This is a genomic window from Sunxiuqinia rutila, assembly GCF_050589705.1.
Lineage (GTDB): Bacteria > Bacteroidota > Bacteroidia > Bacteroidales > Prolixibacteraceae > Sunxiuqinia > Sunxiuqinia rutila.
This window is the reverse complement of sequence record NZ_JBNGOT010000004.1, coordinates 323441-341464: the sequence shown is the minus strand read 5'-3', so window position 1 is coordinate 341464 and position 18024 is coordinate 323441. Positions and strand designations below refer to the sequence as shown.

The window sequence follows — 18024 nt, the reverse complement described above, 5'->3', positions numbered from 1 at the left end:
TTACTAGTTGTTTATTGCTTTGTTCGGGTTGGAACTGTTGAAGGAATTGCGATTTGGGTTAAGAAATCATCTGTTTTTATTGATATTTTGGTGGTACTTCTCAATAAATGAGGGCATTTTTAGGAAGATTGATTTCTCTGAAAATGATGAACATTTGAAATGAAGAATAAACTTATGACACTAAAAATGCGGCTAAATTTAAAATTGTTTCTTGTCTTTCTGGGAGTATCGGTTTTTACCTGTTTTGGGCAGGCAAAGGAGGACGAGTTGATTAAATACGTTGATCCCTTTATAGGCACACAGTTTTTTGGACACACCTTTCCGGGGCCATCGCTACCCTATGCCATGGTTCACCTTGGCCCGGATACCGGTACCGAAGGGTGGACGTATTGTGGCGGATATGTTTACGCTGACAACTCAATTATTGGTTTTAGCCATACCCATTGGAGTGGCGTAGGCATGGTTGATGGAGGCGATGTTCTGTTAATGCCTACCGTTGGGAATAAGCTTCAGCTGGTTCCGGGAACGGCAGAGGAGCCAGACGCGGGCTATCGTTCCCGCTTCGATCATTCGGATGAAAAGGCTTCCCCCGGCTATTATGCTGTTTTGTTAAAAGATTATGGAATAAAGGCCGAGTTAACCACGACCCGGCGGGTGGGTTTTCATCGATACCGCTTTCCGAAAGCTGATGATGCACGGGTAATTCTTGACTTGGGGCATCAAATTGGCGGGAATCAGGAAACGGATGTTTCTGAACTTCGAATCCTCGATAACCAGCGGATTGAAGGGGTGAAAGGATCAGGTGCTGGTAAGGTTTATTTTGTTGCTGAATTTAGTAAGCCATTTCAATATTATGGAACTTTTGATGCAAGCTATTCGACTCCTGAGTCAGGTGCTGGTTATTTCCCCTATAAAAGTGGGGAGCGGGGAGTAGATATAGGTGCTTTTGTCACATTTCAAACCAAAGATCAGGAGCAAGTTTTGGTGAAAGTTGCTCTTTCATATGTGAGTATTGACGGTGCCCGGAAAAATATGGAGGCAGAATTGCCCCACTGGGATTTCGATCTTGTAAAACAACAGGCAGAGGATGTGTGGAACAGTGAACTGTCGCGTGTTCAGCTTGAGGGAGCAACAGATGACCAGAAAACCATCTTTTATACGGCGATGTATCGTTCGTTGCTTGCCCAGTATATTTCGCAGGACGCGGACGGTAAATACATGGGGGCCTCCGGAGCGATAAAGGAGGCTAAAGGTTTTGATTTTTATGGCTCATTTTCCTGCTGGGATACGTATCGTTCGCAACACCCTCTTTTGACCTTAATTGCACCTGACCATGTCAATGATTTTATCAAATCCATTGAGGCAAAAATCCGTGATTATGGATGGCTGCCGGCTCAGCATTTTCAAAATGTTTTTGGACAGGGTATGGTAGGTGACCATTTGGTGCCGGTTATTGTTGATGCTTACCGGAAAGGATACCGGGATTATGATGTGGATTTCATTTACAATGCGATGCGTAAGAAGGCCCGTGAGTTTCCAGCTCCACTTGCCTTACGCGAGGACGCCCGATCTGGCCTCGAATACTTATTGAAGTTGGGCTATGTCCCGGTGGATAAAATTGAAGAGTCTGTACCCAAAACGTTGGAGTTTGCCTATGATGATTGGTGCATTGCTCAAATGGCAAAAGATTTGGGAAAGCTGGATGATTATCAGGATTTCATGAAAAGTGCAGCCAATTACAAGAACGTTTGGGATGAAAGCACACAATTTATGCGTCCACGAAAAAGCGACGGTTCCTGGCTGGAAGCGCTAAATGGTCGAGACCAGCATGTTGTATCTGAAGGGGACCACTCCTATTATGCCTACTTTGATCCCTTACTGGTTGGCCGACGCCCTAACCGGTATTACACCGAATCAAATGCCTGGCAATATCTCTGGTCGGTACAGCATGATGTCAATGGCTTGATTCAACTTTTTAGAGGGAAGGAAAATTTTGTAGATAAGCTGGATACCTTTTTTGAAATGAGTCCGCTGATTAGTTTACCTAAATATGTTGGAGTGGTGGGTACCATTGGGCAGTATGTGCATGGCAACCAACCATCCCATCATGTTGCTTACTTGTATAATTACGCAGGACAGCCCTGGAAAACGCAGAAACGGGTTCGGCAGGTTGTGGAGCAATTGTACCGCACTGGCCCAGGAGGACTTTGCGGAAATGAGGACATGGGATCATTGTCGTCGTGGTACGTGTTAAGTTCGCTTGGTTTTTATGCTGTAACTCCGGGGTCGCCAACTTACGTTATTGGAAGTCCGTTGTTTGGAGAAGTCCGGCTGAAGGTAGAGAACGGGAAAACCTTCACGGTAAAAGCAGTGAATAATTCGACTCAGAATAAATATATTCAATCGGCAATGCTGAATGGGAAGCCATTTTCTCGCACATGGATTTCACATGCGGAGATTATGGAGGGAGGAGTGCTTGAGTTTCAGATGGGACCAAAGCCTCAGCGAGGTTGGGGAACGGGCATTAGCGATGTGCCTCCCTCATTAAACGATAATCTGTAAGTGCAACTTTTATTGTTTTTGGTTTGGTAAGGAAGACCAAGTGTTGATAGCTTGAGTTTCTGCTTGCACAGCTATTGAATAAGGAATAAAAAAGACCAGCAAGTGATAAACTTACTGGTCTTTTTGTGGGCTGTACTGGATTCGAACCAGTGACCCCTACCCTGTCAAGGTAATTGTCATGCTAAAAACAGTAAATAAGAGAAAGATAAAAGGCCTGATATCTTGGCACTTGGAGTATTTGAGATTTGTTTACTTTCTTTTGTCATACTCTTTTTCTGTTACTTTTTGTTACTCGTGTCGTTTTTGTTATTATATTTGAAAGCAACAACTTAACAACGGAAGATAATGGGTGCAACTTCACAAAAAAAGGTCAAAAAAGGCACAAAAAAGAACAATGTTGTGCTTAGGGAAAAAATATTAATCTCTGGAAACATCAGTCTATATCTTGATATTTACCGCGATGGACAACGTTCTTATGAATTTCTGAAATTATACATTAACCCCAAAGCTAGGAATCCTATTGACAAGGAGCAAAACAGGGCAAATTATGAATTGGCGAACCGGATCAGAACTGACCGGGAAAATGAACTCAATAACCTTGCTTTTGATTATATCCCTGTCGCAAAGCAGAAAGTTTTGTTCTTTGAGTTTGCCCAAAACTATCTGGATAACTATACAAAAAAGGATAAGGCCATGATAAATGGTGCTATTGAAGATTTCAGGAGATTTATAAAAGAAGATTATCCCGGGATTAAACTTGAAACCCTTAAAATAAGCCAGATTGATAGACTTATGATTATCCATTTTATTGATTTTTTACAAGACAATCATAAAGGAGAGGGGGCAAATTCATATTATAGCAGGTTTAAGAAAATCCTCAACTATGCAGTAGCTAGAAATATTATATCCAAAAGTCCGGCACAGAAGAAAGAGCCCGGAGACAAGGAGCTAACCTGTAGAAAACCATCTGGATTAAGAAAGCAGATACTGACAAACAATGAAATACAGCTGTTAGCAAAAACCAACTGTTCAAGGCCGGAGATCAAGAAAGCCTTTTTGTTTTGTTTATGTACAGGGCTTAGATTTGTTGATGTTAAAGCCTTGAGATATTCTGATATTGACTTTTCAGCGGCCCAACTCAAAATTGACCAGCAAAAAACAGGAAACTCAGTTATAATTGACCTTAACCAAACAGCTTTGAAATTAATTGGCAAACCTGAAACTGAAGATAGTGTGGTTTTTGATTTGCCAGGCAGAAAGTGGGCGACAAAGACAATCAGCAATTTGGTAAAGAAAGCTGGAATAAATAAACACATTACCTGGCATTGTGCCCGTCACAGTTTAGCTGTAAACCTGTTGACCAGCGATGAAAAGCCGGACATTAAAACAGTAAGTAGTATCTTGGGGCATACTTCGACCAGAACAACAGAGGTGTATATGCACGTGGTTGATGATCTAAAAAAGAAAGCCGTTAATGCTTTGCCAGAATATGAATTATGAAATTGACTTTACTTTAACTATATATGAAAAATATACGGCTTTTTTTCTTTGAAATGATTAAGGTGATAATGGATGAGAAAAGCTACCATTTGTCACCTGAGCATCCTTATAATTGTGTTGGCAATATTTGGTTCCCTGAAATTCAAGATTATACTGAAGATATTTTTTACAGATTGTCTACAATGACAGAAGATGCGAGAAAAATTTATGCTCTTGAAGTCTTACGGACACTTGAAATTCAACTTGAGTATGACTATGTTGATAAAAAAGAGGTGATTGAAGTGGTTAAATTAGTTGACTGTGATTCAACTTCGTATAGAACTATTTCAAAGGAAGAAGCTGATCAAAAAGGAATAACTGGAGAAGTCTATACCCACGAAATTCTTCTTCACAGGCGTAATGATAAATACTTAGAAATAAGTGCTTTGCATTCTGACATTTATTTTCTAATTATTGAGGTGCAAAGAATTTTTCAATTGTTTTCAATAAATTTAAGAACCTTAGTCGTTGATAATGGCATTGATATTGAGTATCTTACAGGTGAAGTATTCAGTTTTTTCCGTACAAGACTTAACAATACTCAAAGAAGCTTATTATTTGAATTATTGGTAGATGGTGGATTTATACCAAAAGATACCGACAAAGACGATTTTATTTGGGTCTTTGGTGGAATGAATGATAATAATCTGAAATCTAAAATAACATGGCTTAAAAACAAACAGCTTTTACGTGAATTGCTCACGCCGCTAAAACCCCTAGATATTAAGTCTGCTGTTTATGAGCGGTTTGTTCCCTTGGTTTTCATTAATGACAAAGGCAATCCCAATGCATTAGCAAAAAATAAACCTGTACCAAGCTCTGACAGTGACCTAATTGCTGAGATACACAAAAAAACAGCGAACTGCTAAAGCATTGATTTACAGCATTGGCGACTAAAAGCGACCACTTAGCGACCTGCTGAGTAGTCGCTTTATTGTTTGTATGTCAATGCTTTATGTTTTTTCTCTTGCTTACATTTGAACCGTCGATCGACAAGAGAACCGGGCAAATGGAGTGCACGCCTAAACCCGTTTTATTCACAGTATAAAATGAAATAAAATGGACAAGCGAGAAATTTCAATCGCTGAACTTTTACAGCGAATCGAAGAGAGGCAACAGAGTATAGAAAACCTGATCCTCTCACAAAAAGATGTTCTAACATTTGAAGAGGCCGCCACTTACATGGGTATAAGTAAGAGTCACTTATACAAAATGACTATGCTTGGAAGCCTAGAATTTTATAAGCCCCGAGGAAAGATGATATATTTTGAACTAGAAAGCATTAATCGGTTCTTGCTTCAAAATCGCATATCCCCGGCTGATGAGATCCAAGCCAGGGCAAGTACCTATGTTTCACTTAACAATAGGAGAGCTGCAAAATGAAACTGAGAAAATATAAATCCACTGAATTCCTTTGTGATCAATACGATGTGGAAAGTACAAATGAGTATATCTACATGTTCTCTTTTCTTTTGGCTAACTCAGATTCCTTTGATGAAAGCACAAAAGTCGGAATGCAAATTTTCCTCAGCGACCTGAGAGATTTCAGAACCATTTTAGAGTCAGAACTTAATGAAGAGGAGGATGGATTATGATTCTATCTGACTATTATAAGGCCGAAAAGCTCCAGGAGGTCAAGGCCAAATATCGCTTTGAAATTTCCAAATCAACGATGGAGTACGATCGGTTTCAATTGCTGCTGATTAATAAACGAAATCCAAACCCTAGAGGCTGGTCCTTTAATTTTGTACCAAGGCCCAAAAGGTGGGAAGGTGAAGAAAGCCCGGATATGGCCATCACGAAAGGCTCTGAGAATATTAGTAGTGTTTACATTCCCGAACCTAGTCTCCCATATGGATATTGCGACATCAAAGGGACTAATGATGCTTGCTTAGTCGTTTTCAATGAGAACTTCAGAGAATCCGGGATCACTGATATCGAGCTGTTTATTGGCAGAGGTCAGAAACACAATCGGAAGAACCTTTGGTACGAGCTAGTTGATGGAGAATTAGACCATGAACTTGAATTTCTTAGGATCCACTCTTCATGTATTCAACTGAACTTTGCATAGATAAAATGAGGGGTTTGAGCCCCTCATTTTTTTCATCTCCTTGTTAAGCGGGACGAGTACCCAAATCTTGTAACCATGAATTACGATAGTCTCACCATGATACTTACCAATGAATATGATCTGTCAATCAATTTCCTCAGTCAGATCCCTCATGAACTAGTAATCACATCGAAAGGCATTGAATATGGAATACCATTCATCAGAGGTAAAATTAGAAATCTAAAAATCAGGATCACCAAAAGTAAAATCAAGATTGAAGGCAGTATCCATGTATTTTACAAAGGGAATAACCTGGATGCTATGAGTTTCAAGGAGTATATTGAGGCCATGGAGCTTTTAAAAGAATGTCTGGAACTTCCCTTGGAAATGGCACGTGTTTCACGCTTAGACTTTTCCGGGAACATGAAAGTCAAACATGATCCGGCTGCCTATTTCAATTTTTTTGGACAGAAATCCCGGTTTATAAAATCTGTATTAGACAATGGTGTTATCTATGGTTCTGAAGAAAAGGGTTTGATTTTTTATGACAAAATCAGAGAAATGAAGAGAAAACGAGAAGTAATACCTGAATACTTTAAGGGTAAAAATATTATGCGCTTTGAAATGCGTTTTACCCGGAAACTTGGAAAAACATTCCATGTTCCTGAATTACAAGTCCTGCATTTAATGGATCGATCATTTTTCAATAAGCTATGTTTGATGTGGAGACAAGAATTTAAAAGTCTCATTATGGAGATGGAGAGCCCAATAAAACTCCAACCAATAGGGAGCAAAACCAGGCTCATTGAATCACTGGCCCTACAACAAATACATAGCATCGGTATTGATCAATTCCTCAGTGAAATTTCAAGCTGGCAGCTCGGCAAAGAAATCACTAAAAAGGAAGCTTATGAAATAAGAAAGTTTATCCGTGAAAAGGCATCTGAAAATTATCCGGTAGCAGAAAATCCATTAATCCGTGAGCTAAATATGAAAGTGAAAGCTGAAGCAAGATATCAAGTGTAATGTGATCACAAATGTACTTTAGCTTGCAATTGCAGATATGGTAACTTCCGATTGAATGACACTTGAAATGGACAATCAGCCTTTAATGTTTAGCCTGCTGTTTTAACGCTCTTGTTTGTTCAACATGAACACTTCAATACCATTCATCTCTGGATCCCCTAAGAATCACCTATAAAATACTACTATGCAGCTCACTATGCAACATGGCATATCCATCATGGCAGTTTCTGATTCTACTTCTTCCATATCTTAAGAGTCCCTAAAATAATTGACGACGCTTTCAATCTTTCTTTTTCATAATCTTCCTTTTCTTTTCAGGATTATGTAACTTGCCAAGGCCAATCAACAACCCTTGGACTTATGTCTAAAAGCAATTTCAACTTCCTGCGAGGGGAGTATCCGATACTCGCTAATCTAGGGTATCAAGCAGAGAAATACATTTACGACGATCCAGGTGCTGCCCTCGGGAAAGTCCGTCTCTTAGTGGAAAGAATGACAGAGCTTCTATTTGAGGCTCACCAACTTGATTTTCCATATGACAACTCCATATTCCGGAGAATCCAGGTTCTATCAGACGAAGGTATTCTGGATGATAAGATCATCAGTCTACTTCATCAGCTCCGTAAATCAGGTAACGTCGCGACCCACAGTACAGCAGATTTAAGCGGGACGGCAATAGGACACTTGTTTAGCCTTTTCAAGCTCTGCAAGTGGTTTGCCGAGTCATATGCTGACAACTATGCGAATTTGTCCAGTGTTAAGTTCAGTCCACCCGAAAAGGTCGATTGGGAGAAAGACTTCCAAAAGTTAGAGATGGACTATAAGCAGCTGGAAGAAAAGATGGAGGAGCTGCTAAGAGAACGCCGGATTGGTCAATTAAGTCAGGAAAAAGCGTTACAGTTCAAAAAACGTTCTGCTCAGGCTAGCCAGAAGATTGAAATGTCGGAAGCTGAAACCCGAATCTTAATTGATGAACAATTACGGGCAGCTGGTTGGGAAGTTGATACACCGACCCTGAATTGTAAGCTGAATGGCACTAAGCCAGTGAAAGGAAGAAATCTAGCCATTGCAGAGTGGAAGGTTGGCAGCAAATGGGCTGATTACGCCCTATTTGTTGGAACTGGGCTCTACGGTATTGTTGAAGCAAAAAAATACGCTCAGGATATCTCAACGAATCTGCATCAGTCAAAAGTATACGCTGAGCTGGCTGAAGAATCGGACCAGGTGACATTGCTTGGTCGCTGGGCCAAATACAAAGTACCTTTTCTATTCTCAACAAACGGACGTCCCTATTTGAAGCAAATCGAAACAAAAAGTGGCATTTGGTTCGTTGACATTCGAGATAGCCGAAATCACGGCCGCTCGTTAAAAGGATGGTATTCGCCTCAGGGGCTGGTCAAGCTATATGAACAAGATGTTACTGCGGCTGACAAAAAGTTAAAAGATAACTCCCCTGACTATTTACAATCAAAAAGCGGTTTAGGATTGCGTGATTACCAAATAAATGCAATCAGCAAAGTTGAGGAGACGCTGCTTTCCAAACCACAAGTGAACCGTATCCTGTTAGCCATGGCTACCGGGACGGGTAAAACGAGAACGATCATCGGTCTGGCCTATCGTTTAATTCAATCCAATCGATTCAAACGGATTCTATTTTTAGTAGATCGTCGTTTGTTGGCAACTCAGGCCTTCGATGCCTTCAAGGATAACAAGATTGAGGATCTCAATACCTTTGGTGAAATCTATGAAATGAAAGGTCTCAAAGATCTCATCCCGGAGCTTGACACGCGACTTCATTTTGCCACCGTTCAAAGCATGGTGAAACGCTTGTTTTACAGCGATGATCCGAACACCGTTTTACCTGTCGATGCATACGACTGCGTCATTGTCGACGAGGCACACCGTGGTTATCTAATGGATCGGGAGCTTGGAGAAGAGGATTTAAACTTCAAGGATCAGAATGACTATGTAAGCAAGTACAGGAAGGTGTTAGACTACTTCGATGCAACAGGTATCGGATTAACGGCTACCCCTGCCCTCCATACGACCGAGATCTTTGGTAACCCGGTATTCTCCTATTCGTATCGCGAGGCGGTGATTGATGGATACCTCATTGATCACGAACCACCATTTATCATTAAAACCAAGCTTAGTGAAGAAGGTATTGTATGGGGAAAAGGAGAAAAACCCAAAGTGTACGATAAGGAGAATAATGCCGTCGCTGAACTAAGTGAGTTGGAGGATGAACTGGCCATCAATGTAGAGGGGTTTAACAAGCAAGTTTTAACGGAGAACTTTAATCGGGCTGTTCTTTCCCAATTGGTTCAGGAAATTGATCCCGAAAACGATGAAAAAACTTTAATTTTTGCCGCGACCGATGAGCATGCCGATACGATTGTTAAACTGCTGAAGGAGGAATATGAAAAGATTGGGTTGGACGTTCATGAAAGCACGATCGAAAAGATAACCGGAAAAGCATACGATCCGGAGCAGTTGGTGAAATGCTATAAGAATGAAAAATATCCGTCAATAGCGGTTACGGTTGACTTGTTGACAACAGGTATTGACGTACCGCCCATTTGTAACCTGGTGTTTATGCGTCGGGTGAAATCAAGAATTCTGTATGAGCAGATGCTTGGACGTGCCACACGCCTTTGCAATGAAATTGGCAAAGAGGTGTTCCGGATTTTTGACGCGGTGCGTTTGTATGAAGCTTTGGAAGATTACACACAGATGAAGCCCGTTGTTCCCTCTCCATCAATAACGTTCACGAAGTTGATCGATGAGCTCGATGCAATCGAAAGCAACGACCGGGCTCTGCAACAAGTGGAACAGTTAATTGCCAAATACCAGCGTAAGCGAAAACAGATCACGGAAGATAAACTGGATCAGTTCACTTATCTAACCGGAGGACAGGATCCAGAACAATTTGCCAACAAGCTTCAAGAGATTCGCGAGAGTCATGAGTTTGATGATTTAAAAGGATTGCGCGGAGTTTGGAAGTACCTGGATGAGCTTAAACCGAGCCCCGGGGTTCAGTTGGTTTCCGATCATGATGACGAAGAGCGGGGGATTGAACGCGGTTACGGGCAGGGCCAAAAGCCTGAAGACTATTTGCTAAGCTTTGAGCAATACATCCGTGAGAATCTCAATAAAGTCGACGCGCTGAAGATCATCTGTTCCCGTCCTCAAGAGCTCGACCGTAAATCGCTGAAGGAATTGCTGCTTGAACTCGACCGCAAAGGATTTAATACGAGGTACCTGAACCACGCCTGGAAGCAAGCGAAGAATGAAGATATTGCCGCCGATATCATTTCTTATATCCGGACTTTGGCGCTGGGCGATGCTTTAGTAAGCCACGAGGACCGAATAAAAAAGGCCGTTGCCAAGATCCGTTCAATGAATCACTGGAATAAAATTCAGCTTCGATGGATTGACCGCTTTGAGAAGCAGCTCTTGCAGGAAAATGTGCTGCAAAAGACAGATCTCGACCTGGCACCTTTCGATGGCGATGGTGGCTACAAACGGCTTAATAAAATTTTCAATAATGAGCTAGACGCTTTAATCAACACGATGAATGAGAATCTTTATGAGGAAATAGCATAAACGTGACTCTATGATTAAATCAACAAACAAAATCAGTACGACCGCCTTATCCCGTGAGCTAAACTTAAAAGGCAATGAGTTATTTGACCTTATGTGTGAGTTAAAGCTAATCTATAGAAAAGATGATCAGTGGCACCTCACAAAAAAAGGACTGGATTGCGGTGGGGAAATGGCCACCCATCCAAAGTTTGGAGAGTATGTAGTCTGGCCTTCTGATTTTGATCCGAATACAATTGAACCTGCCAATAAAAAACAACTGATAAATGCGACAGCCATTGGCCAGGATTTCAGCTTGTCATCCCAAAAGGTAAATCTTATTTTATCAGAAATTGGCTGGATTGAAAAAGCAATCAAAGGCTGGTCGTTGACCACCCTGGGGAAAAAAGTGGGAGGTGTTGAATTTGAGCATACATCCGGAGCCATCTTTGTTTTATGGCCTCCCGAATTGTTAAACAACAAGACCTTAATTAGTTCTATTAGTACCGGAGAGAATGGTGCTGAAACCATTCAACCAGAAACAACTGACAACTTAGAAGTTATTGGAGATCTGAAAAATTCAAAAAACTTCAGAGAAAAATTTCCGGCAGGACTCCGGACTAAAGACGGACATATGGTTCGTTCTCGTGGTGAAATACTGATAGACAATTCCTTATATGAATACGGACTTGCTCATGCTTATGAACGCCGGCTTCCTATCGAAGATGAGGTTTATTGCGATTTTTATATTCCCTCTCAGAATAGTGGTAAAGCAGTTTATATTGAATACTGGGGAATGGAGAACGATGAAAAATACCAGGCCAGAAAAGAGAAGAAGAAAAGAATCTATCGAGACAATCAGCTTAACCTTCTTGAATTGGAGAACGCCCATATTGAAAGCCTTGACGATTACCTGCCAAAAATGCTTTTGAAATATGGATTTCGCGTAGATTAAATGTTTAATCCGCTAAAATGGAATACAAAAAACTACTAGGAGACCAAAGCCCATCAGACAATAAATTAGTTAGTCGTATGCGCCTGCACCAAAGTTGGTGGCGCGCTTTTGTTCTTTGTGAAGATCAAGGCCAGCACCCGATGAAAAAGGATCAAGTGATTGGTAGCAGTATACTCAATGGGGACGAAGGCTTTTCCAACTTTTTGGATGACTATGCCAAACGAGCGGTGAGAGAAGCCCTGGAAGATCGTGGATCTGGTTCCAAAGGGATGATTTCAGAGGGCCGATTATTCAACAACCTGCTTTCCAGTCAGCCGCTTTGTTTCAATTTCTTTGGTCGTTTAAAGTATAATCTGCCGTTGGCGACTTCCGTATTCAAGTTGTACTATCCGGCAATTGCCAAAGTAACAGACATTCAGTTCGAGTTTGCCCCAAACGCAGCTCAGAATGGCGATAATTCAGCACACGATATCGCAATTGAGTTTACAGCAGTTGATGGTAAACGTGGATTAATCGGGTTGGAATGCAAGTACACCGAACCTTTCTCACCCAAAGAACACCGAAAGGAAAGCTATGAGAAGCTGTATCGAGAGTCGGATGCTTTCATTGCAAGCTATGATGAGCTGACCCGAACTGAGTACAACCAACTCTTCAGAAACCAGCTGATTGTAGAATCGGCTATTCTGAACAAGAGCTACGATGTGGCATACAGTGGCTTATTCTGCTACGAGGGAGACAGCAATGCTTTAAGTAAAGGAATAGCCTTCCAGAGAATGCTAAAAAAAGGAGATGAACGTTTTCATGTCATCAGCTTTAATAGTCTGTTGACAACACTTCAACAGCTAAATTTGGATTGGGAAACCCGCGAATGGACGATGCTGCTCTGGGTCCGTTATTGTGCTACTCAACTAAGCGATAACCTAAAATAACTCTGCCCTGATACCTATTGAACTAGAAAGAACCATAGATGAATTTAGAATCAACAACCCAATTATTAGAGAACTTTAAAAAGATCCCGATCAGTTTTAAGGACAGCACCTATCTGGAATTGTGTCAGTACCCCAAACGTCGTTTTGAAGAAATTTGCAGTCGGCTGCTGGCCTTTTACTTCGATCCGACTAAGGAGCATGGACTTGGTGACTTGTTTATCCGTTCCTTGCTCGATATACTAGAAGCAAATATCCGTTTTGATCCGGAACAGCTTGAAATAATAACAGAAGACAATGCCGAGGGGAAGCGCATTGATTTAGTACTAGCTTGTCCTGACTTTGTGGTTGGCATCGAGAATAAAATCACAGCGAACCTCTATAATCCATTGGAAACATACAAAAAAAGGCTGGAAGCATATCCTTCAGAAAAGGTCTTCAAGCTTGTATTGTCGGTAGACGAATTCACTAAAGTGCAAGAGTTGGAATTAATTCAAAAAAATGGATTTAGATCAATTACTTACAGTCAACTTTTCAATGCTGTAAGAGTTCAAATTGATACATACATCTCAACCTGCAGTCAGAAATACCTCACCTATTTGTATGATTTTATTGAAACCATTGAGAACATGAAAAACACCTATGCCAACCTCGAATTAACTGAATTTATCTTTGAGAATGAATCAAAAATTAAGCAGTTGATGCAAGCCTATAATCAGCACAAACAAGAAATATTGAACAGCCAGAAACCCCGAATAGCTGAGGTCTTGGAGACACTGGAAAAAGAAACCGAAGGAGAATGGTGGGTCTATCAGGGCTGGGACTTAGGCATTAATAAGTTTCATGGAAAAGACTTGAGATTTGGGATAGAATCTAATTTTGAGGCCAGCAAAACTGACCCCTGTCATTCGTTCCGGATTTTCATTACTGCATGGACCTCATTAGCTTTCGCTCCTTTCAAGAACCGACTTTTGGAAAAATACCCTGACTGTCATTTGGACGAGAAAAGCGTCAAAAACCGGGTTTATCTGCATATGCCTCCTATTGACGGAAGCAATACCGCGGAGATTGTGTCGAAGCTGAAAAAATATTACCAATTGGTTTGTGATCTAACACAGACGGAGGAACTAAATGTTGTGTCAAACTAGTTCGATAACGATAACAACTGACAGGCAATCAGGTTAAAATACAGGCTGATTGCTGATAGTCTGAGAAGAATAGCAAAAGCATTTAGATCTTTTTCTGAATGTGACAAAAGTAAAACAAAGAATTCTATATTTTACTTTCATGCCAGAAAGTAAAATAACATCTTTTTTATTTTACCTTTATACCCACTATGATTGAACTAGAAAAATACCAATCGGGGCACTACGAAAAAGCCTATGGTTACAAGTATTTTGTACCTACACCTATTAATGAGGAATGGGTTTGGAGAACCTCGGCAATAAATAAATTGCTGGAAAAGGCAGCTGTTAAGCTGGGCGAGTTAAATTCCTTTGCCAGATTGGTTCCGAATATTGATCTCTTTATTCAGCTTCACGTGACGAAGGAAGCTGTAGTCTCAAGCCGTATTGAAGGTACCCAAACCAATATGGATGAAGCGATTCTTCCTATGGAAGAGGTGAAACCTGAACGACGAAACGACTGGCAAGAAGTGAGCAACTATGTTCAGGCGCTGAATGAAGCGATTCTTGAACTAAAGAAATTACCGATTTCTTCCAGGTTACTCCGGCAAACCCACAATACCTTGTTGCAAAGTGTAAGGGGAGAGCATAAGCTCCCGGGTGAATACCGCACAAGTCAAAACTGGATTGGGGGGAACTCACTCGCCGACGCGGTATTTATTCCGCCAAGCCACACGCTTGTTAACGATCTGATGGGAGATCTTGAGAAATTTCTGAATAACGATGAAATTAATGTTCCGGCTTTAGTCCGAATCGCGATTGCTCATTACCAATTTGAAACCGTCCACCCGTTTCTGGATGGTAATGGCCGTATTGGACGATTGTTAATCACGCTTTTTCTGGTTAGTGAGGGTATCCTTGACAAGCCATTACTATATCTTTCAGCCTGGTTTGAGAAGAACAAAGGGTTGTACTACGATAACCTGAGCCAGGTACGAACTAAAAGCGATATGCTGCAATGGATCAAGTATTTCCTTGCCGGTGTGGAGCAGACAGCGGCTCAGGCGGTGAACACCTTATCGAATGTATTGGAATTGAAAGCAAAGATTGAACAGGAGATAACCGCTGAATTTGGCCGGAGGAGCAATTCTGCCTTAATCCTGTTAAACTCCTTGTTGGAAAACCCATATACGACAATCGAAAAGGCATCAAAAACTTGTGGGTTGAGCTACAAGGCAGCAAACGATTTAGTGGCTGCGATGCAACAAAAGAATTACCTGGTAGAGATAACCGGGCAAAGCCGGAACCGGATTTTTATTTTTGAACAATATTTAAACGCTTTTAAAGCAGACTAGAAATATGAGCGCAGAACAAATAGCCCAAAAACTATGGAACCTTTGTAACGTACTTCGCGACGATGGCGTTACCTACCACCAATATTTAAACGAGTTAACCTTTATCCTCTTCATTAAGCTAAGTGAGATAAAAGGCTTTGAGGAAGAATTGCCCGAGGAGTACCGTTGGAATGCCCTCACGAGCATCAAAGACAATAAGGAGCTGTTTGATACCTACCGTGAGTTACTGGCTACCGTAAGCACCAAAACCGACAATGCCAACATTAAAGAGATTTTTACCAATGCCTCTACTACTTTAAGAAAGCCGGTAAACCTCCGGACTCTGGTAACCGCTATTGACGGCCTCGACTGGTACGAAGAACACGACCGCGATGTAATGGGCGACATTTACGAAGACCTGTTGGAACGTAACGCCAGCGAAAAGAAAAGTGGGGCCGGACAATATTTTACTCCGCGACCACTGATTAATGTAATGGTGGAACTAATGGCGCCAAAATTGAAGGAAAAGTGGAACGACCCGGCCTGTGGTACTTTTGGTTTTCCCATATCCATTAACCAGTACCTCTTGCACCGCTACGATTACAAATACAGTGTAAGCGATAAAGTAAGAACCTTCCAGGAAACCGATGCCCTTAGTGGTGTTGAACTGGTGCAGGATGCCCACCGCCTGGCCTTAATGAACGCCAAATTACACGGTTTAGACAGTACAATTTATTTAAACGATACCTTAACCGAGTTTGGGAAAAACCTAAAAGGATTTGATGGTGTATTGGCCAATCCTCCATTTGGTACTAAAAAAGGCGGAGAACGCCCCAGCCGCGACGATTTTACTTTCCCTACCAGCAATAAACAGCTGAACTTTTTACAACACATTTACCGCTCGCTGCACAATAAAGGCGGTGCAAGGGCTGCCGTTGTGTTACCCGATAATGTGTTGTTTGAAGATGGTGATGGTGCCAAAATACGCCGCGACCTGATGGACAAATGCAACTTGCACACTATACTGCGTTTACCCACCGGAATATTTTATGCCCAGGGGGTAAAAACCAACGTACTGTTTTTTGAACGTGCCACCACCGAAACCGGGAATACCGATAAGGTGTGGTACTACGATATGCGTACTAATGTGCCCAGTTATGGAAAGCGCACACCGTTTACCAGGGCAGCGTTTAACGACTTTATTAAAGCCTATACCGGAGGTATATCTGAAGAAGAATTACCAACTACTTACAATGGAGAAATAGACCAGAAAAAACGTGAGGCCATTAAAAACGAACGATGGCAATGTATAACCCGAGAGGCAATAGCTAAAAAGAATGATTCACTGGATTTAGGTTTAATTGCCGACGAAAGTGTAAGCAACGGCAATAACCAGGGCGAACCAATAGACATTGCCAACCAGGCTATGGATGAGTTAAAAGGAATTATGAATGAATTGGAAGCTATAATTAAGGAGATTGGATAATGGGGAAAGATTTACCAAATACTTGGGTAGAAATTCAGACAGGTGATGTATCTGTAATTATTAGAGGTGTAACCTACAAAAAAACTGATGCCTCAACAATTCATTTTGAAAACTCCGTTCTAATACTTCGCGGTGGAAATATCCAAGATGGTAAAATTAATTTGAAAAGTGATAGTGTCTATGTTAACAACAGTATTGTAAAAGATATTCAAAAGATAAAGAAAGGAGATGTGATTATTGTCGGATCAACCGGCAGTAAGAAATTGATAGGTAAAGCTGCAATTTGTGACAAAGATGAAAGTGAAATAAGTTTTGGTGCATTTTTAACACTTCTTCGCCCATCAAAATTGATTGCACCTCGTTACTTCGATTATTATTTTCTGACAGATTTTTATAGAAATGAAATTAGAAATTTGGCAGGAGGAATCAATATTAATAATATAAAAAGAGAGCATCTTGAACAGCTTCTTTTTCCACTCCCCCCACTCCCCGAGCAAAACCGCATTGTAGAAAAGCTCGATGTACTATTTGGTCATTTGGAGCAAATAAAAAGCCGTTTAGACAACGTCCCTGCATTGCTTAAAAACTTCCGGCAGGCGGTGCTTAACCAGGCTGTAACGGGTAAGTTAACTGAAGAATGGCGGGTTGGGAGAAAGTTAGAGGAATGGAATGATATTATTCTTAAGGATTTCACGGAAATAGATGTAGGTCCGGCTTTCAAAAGTGCAGAATTTGAAGATGCTGGAATTAGACTTCTAAGAGGAGAAAATATCGAACCAGGATCATTAAGATGGAACAATACAGTGTACTTTCCTAAAGAAAAATTACAGAAATATAATCACCTATTCATTGAGAAAGGAGACGTAATACTCGCAATGGATAGACCAATTATTTCTACAGGATTGAAATTAGCAAAAGCAAAGAAAGAAGATCTTCCTTGTGTGTTAGTGCAACGAGTCGCCAGATTTAGGCCATCTGAAAAATTATCATCTGGTTATTTGTATTTTCTGATTTCCTCTGATTCATACATTAAACATCTCTTTGGAGAACAGACAGGTACACAGATTCCTCACATTAGCTCCAAACAGATTCTATCGTTTAATTGCAGATTGCCTAATATTGAAGAACAACAAGAAATCGTTGACCGTATAGAAAGCCTTTTTGCCAAAGCAGATAAAATAGAACAGCAATACCAAAACCTAAAAGAAAAAATAGATAACCTGCCCCAGTCCATTTTAGCAAAAGCCTTTAAAGGCGAGTTGGTGGAGCAATTACCAACTGATGGCGATGCCCGGGAGTTGTTGGCGGAGATTGAGAAGGCTAAGGCTGAGTTGAGTAAAACTGCCAAGCCCAAGCGTGGTAAAACGAGAAAGATTAAAGGTGATGAGGATGGTAGAATGGTTGCTGAACCGAAGGGGAGGTATGGGAAGAAGTAATTTT

13 protein-coding genes are annotated in these 18024 nt (G+C 41.0%); all 13 read left to right on the top strand.

Annotation, left to right across the window (positions count from 1 at the left end):
• Positions 1-159: 159 nt before the first annotated feature.
• The 13 genes from ACRD6K_RS06825 to ACRD6K_RS06765 all read left to right on the top strand — a co-directional run bounded on the left by ACRD6K_RS06825 (position 160) and on the right by ACRD6K_RS06765 (position 18020).
• Positions 160-2562 (top strand): GH92 family glycosyl hydrolase, encoded by a 2403-nt coding sequence (locus ACRD6K_RS06825; protein ID WP_430972644.1) that lies wholly within the window; start codon positions 160-162, stop codon positions 2560-2562.
• 345 nt (positions 2563-2907) lie between these two features.
• A complete protein-coding gene (locus tag ACRD6K_RS06820) occupies positions 2908-4062 on the top strand; it encodes a tyrosine-type recombinase/integrase (protein ID WP_430972643.1) in 1155 nt (384 codons plus the stop codon).
• Positions 4063-4085: 23 nt separating this feature from the next.
• Positions 4086-4970 carry a hypothetical protein gene (locus ACRD6K_RS06815; RefSeq protein ID WP_430972642.1) on the top strand — a complete coding sequence of 295 codons (885 nt, stop codon included), beginning with the start codon at positions 4086-4088 and terminating at the stop codon, positions 4968-4970.
• A gap of 190 nt (positions 4971-5160) precedes the next feature.
• Positions 5161-5484, top strand: coding sequence for a helix-turn-helix domain-containing protein (locus ACRD6K_RS06810; RefSeq protein WP_430972641.1), 324 nt, complete (start codon positions 5161-5163; stop codon positions 5482-5484).
• A gap of 208 nt (positions 5485-5692) precedes the next feature.
• The gene (locus ACRD6K_RS06805; RefSeq protein WP_430972640.1) at positions 5693-6172 is read left to right on the top strand and encodes a hypothetical protein; all 480 of its coding nucleotides are present in this window, start codon (positions 5693-5695) and stop codon (positions 6170-6172) included.
• Between the two features lie 75 nt (positions 6173-6247).
• Entirely contained in the window at positions 6248-7177 is a 930-nt protein-coding gene (locus tag ACRD6K_RS06800; RefSeq protein WP_430972639.1) for a phage/plasmid replication domain-containing protein, read from the top strand.
• A 360-nt stretch (positions 7178-7537) separates the two neighbouring features.
• Positions 7538-10783, top strand: a complete 3246-nt coding sequence (gene hsdR / locus ACRD6K_RS06795; RefSeq protein ID WP_430972638.1) for a type I restriction-modification system endonuclease — start codon at positions 7538-7540, stop codon at positions 10781-10783.
• A gap of 10 nt (positions 10784-10793) precedes the next feature.
• A complete protein-coding gene (locus ACRD6K_RS06790; protein ID WP_430972637.1) occupies positions 10794-11714 on the top strand; it encodes a hypothetical protein in 921 nt (306 codons plus the stop codon).
• Positions 11715-11731: 17 nt separating this feature from the next.
• Positions 11732-12643 carry a PGN_0703 family putative restriction endonuclease gene (locus ACRD6K_RS06785; RefSeq protein WP_430972636.1) on the top strand — a complete coding sequence of 304 codons (912 nt, stop codon included), beginning with the start codon at positions 11732-11734 and terminating at the stop codon, positions 12641-12643.
• 38 nt (positions 12644-12681) lie between these two features.
• The gene (locus tag ACRD6K_RS06780) at positions 12682-13788 is read left to right on the top strand and encodes a PD-(D/E)XK nuclease family protein (RefSeq protein ID WP_430972635.1); all 1107 of its coding nucleotides are present in this window, start codon (positions 12682-12684) and stop codon (positions 13786-13788) included.
• A 188-nt stretch (positions 13789-13976) separates the two neighbouring features.
• Positions 13977-15119, top strand: coding sequence for a Fic family protein (locus ACRD6K_RS06775; protein WP_430972634.1), 1143 nt, complete (start codon positions 13977-13979; stop codon positions 15117-15119).
• A 4-nt stretch (positions 15120-15123) separates the two neighbouring features.
• The gene (locus tag ACRD6K_RS06770) at positions 15124-16584 is read left to right on the top strand and encodes a class I SAM-dependent DNA methyltransferase (protein ID WP_430972633.1); all 1461 of its coding nucleotides are present in this window, start codon (positions 15124-15126) and stop codon (positions 16582-16584) included.
• Positions 16584-18020 carry a restriction endonuclease subunit S gene (locus tag ACRD6K_RS06765; RefSeq protein ID WP_430972632.1) on the top strand — a complete coding sequence of 479 codons (1437 nt, stop codon included), beginning with the start codon at positions 16584-16586 and terminating at the stop codon, positions 18018-18020. Before ACRD6K_RS06770 ends, ACRD6K_RS06765 begins: the two co-directional genes overlap by 1 nt.
• Positions 18021-18024: the final 4 nt, after the last annotated feature.

Coding starts and splice junctions, on each gene's coding strand:
- ACRD6K_RS06825 (WP_430972644.1), top strand. CDS start 160: ATGAAGAATAAACTTATGACACTAAAAATGCGGCTAAATTTAAAATTG.
- ACRD6K_RS06820 (WP_430972643.1), top strand. CDS start 2,908: ATGGGTGCAACTTCACAAAAAAAGGTCAAAAAAGGCACAAAAAAGAAC.
- ACRD6K_RS06815 (WP_430972642.1), top strand. CDS start 4,086: ATGAAAAATATACGGCTTTTTTTCTTTGAAATGATTAAGGTGATAATG.
- ACRD6K_RS06810 (WP_430972641.1), top strand. CDS start 5,161: ATGGACAAGCGAGAAATTTCAATCGCTGAACTTTTACAGCGAATCGAA.
- ACRD6K_RS06805 (WP_430972640.1), top strand. CDS start 5,693: ATGATTCTATCTGACTATTATAAGGCCGAAAAGCTCCAGGAGGTCAAG.
- ACRD6K_RS06800 (WP_430972639.1), top strand. CDS start 6,248: ATGAATTACGATAGTCTCACCATGATACTTACCAATGAATATGATCTG.
- hsdR (WP_430972638.1), top strand. CDS start 7,538: ATGTCTAAAAGCAATTTCAACTTCCTGCGAGGGGAGTATCCGATACTC.
- ACRD6K_RS06790 (WP_430972637.1), top strand. CDS start 10,794: ATGATTAAATCAACAAACAAAATCAGTACGACCGCCTTATCCCGTGAG.
- ACRD6K_RS06785 (WP_430972636.1), top strand. CDS start 11,732: ATGGAATACAAAAAACTACTAGGAGACCAAAGCCCATCAGACAATAAA.
- ACRD6K_RS06780 (WP_430972635.1), top strand. CDS start 12,682: ATGAATTTAGAATCAACAACCCAATTATTAGAGAACTTTAAAAAGATC.
- ACRD6K_RS06775 (WP_430972634.1), top strand. CDS start 13,977: ATGATTGAACTAGAAAAATACCAATCGGGGCACTACGAAAAAGCCTAT.
- ACRD6K_RS06770 (WP_430972633.1), top strand. CDS start 15,124: ATGAGCGCAGAACAAATAGCCCAAAAACTATGGAACCTTTGTAACGTA.
- ACRD6K_RS06765 (WP_430972632.1), top strand. CDS start 16,584: ATGGGGAAAGATTTACCAAATACTTGGGTAGAAATTCAGACAGGTGAT.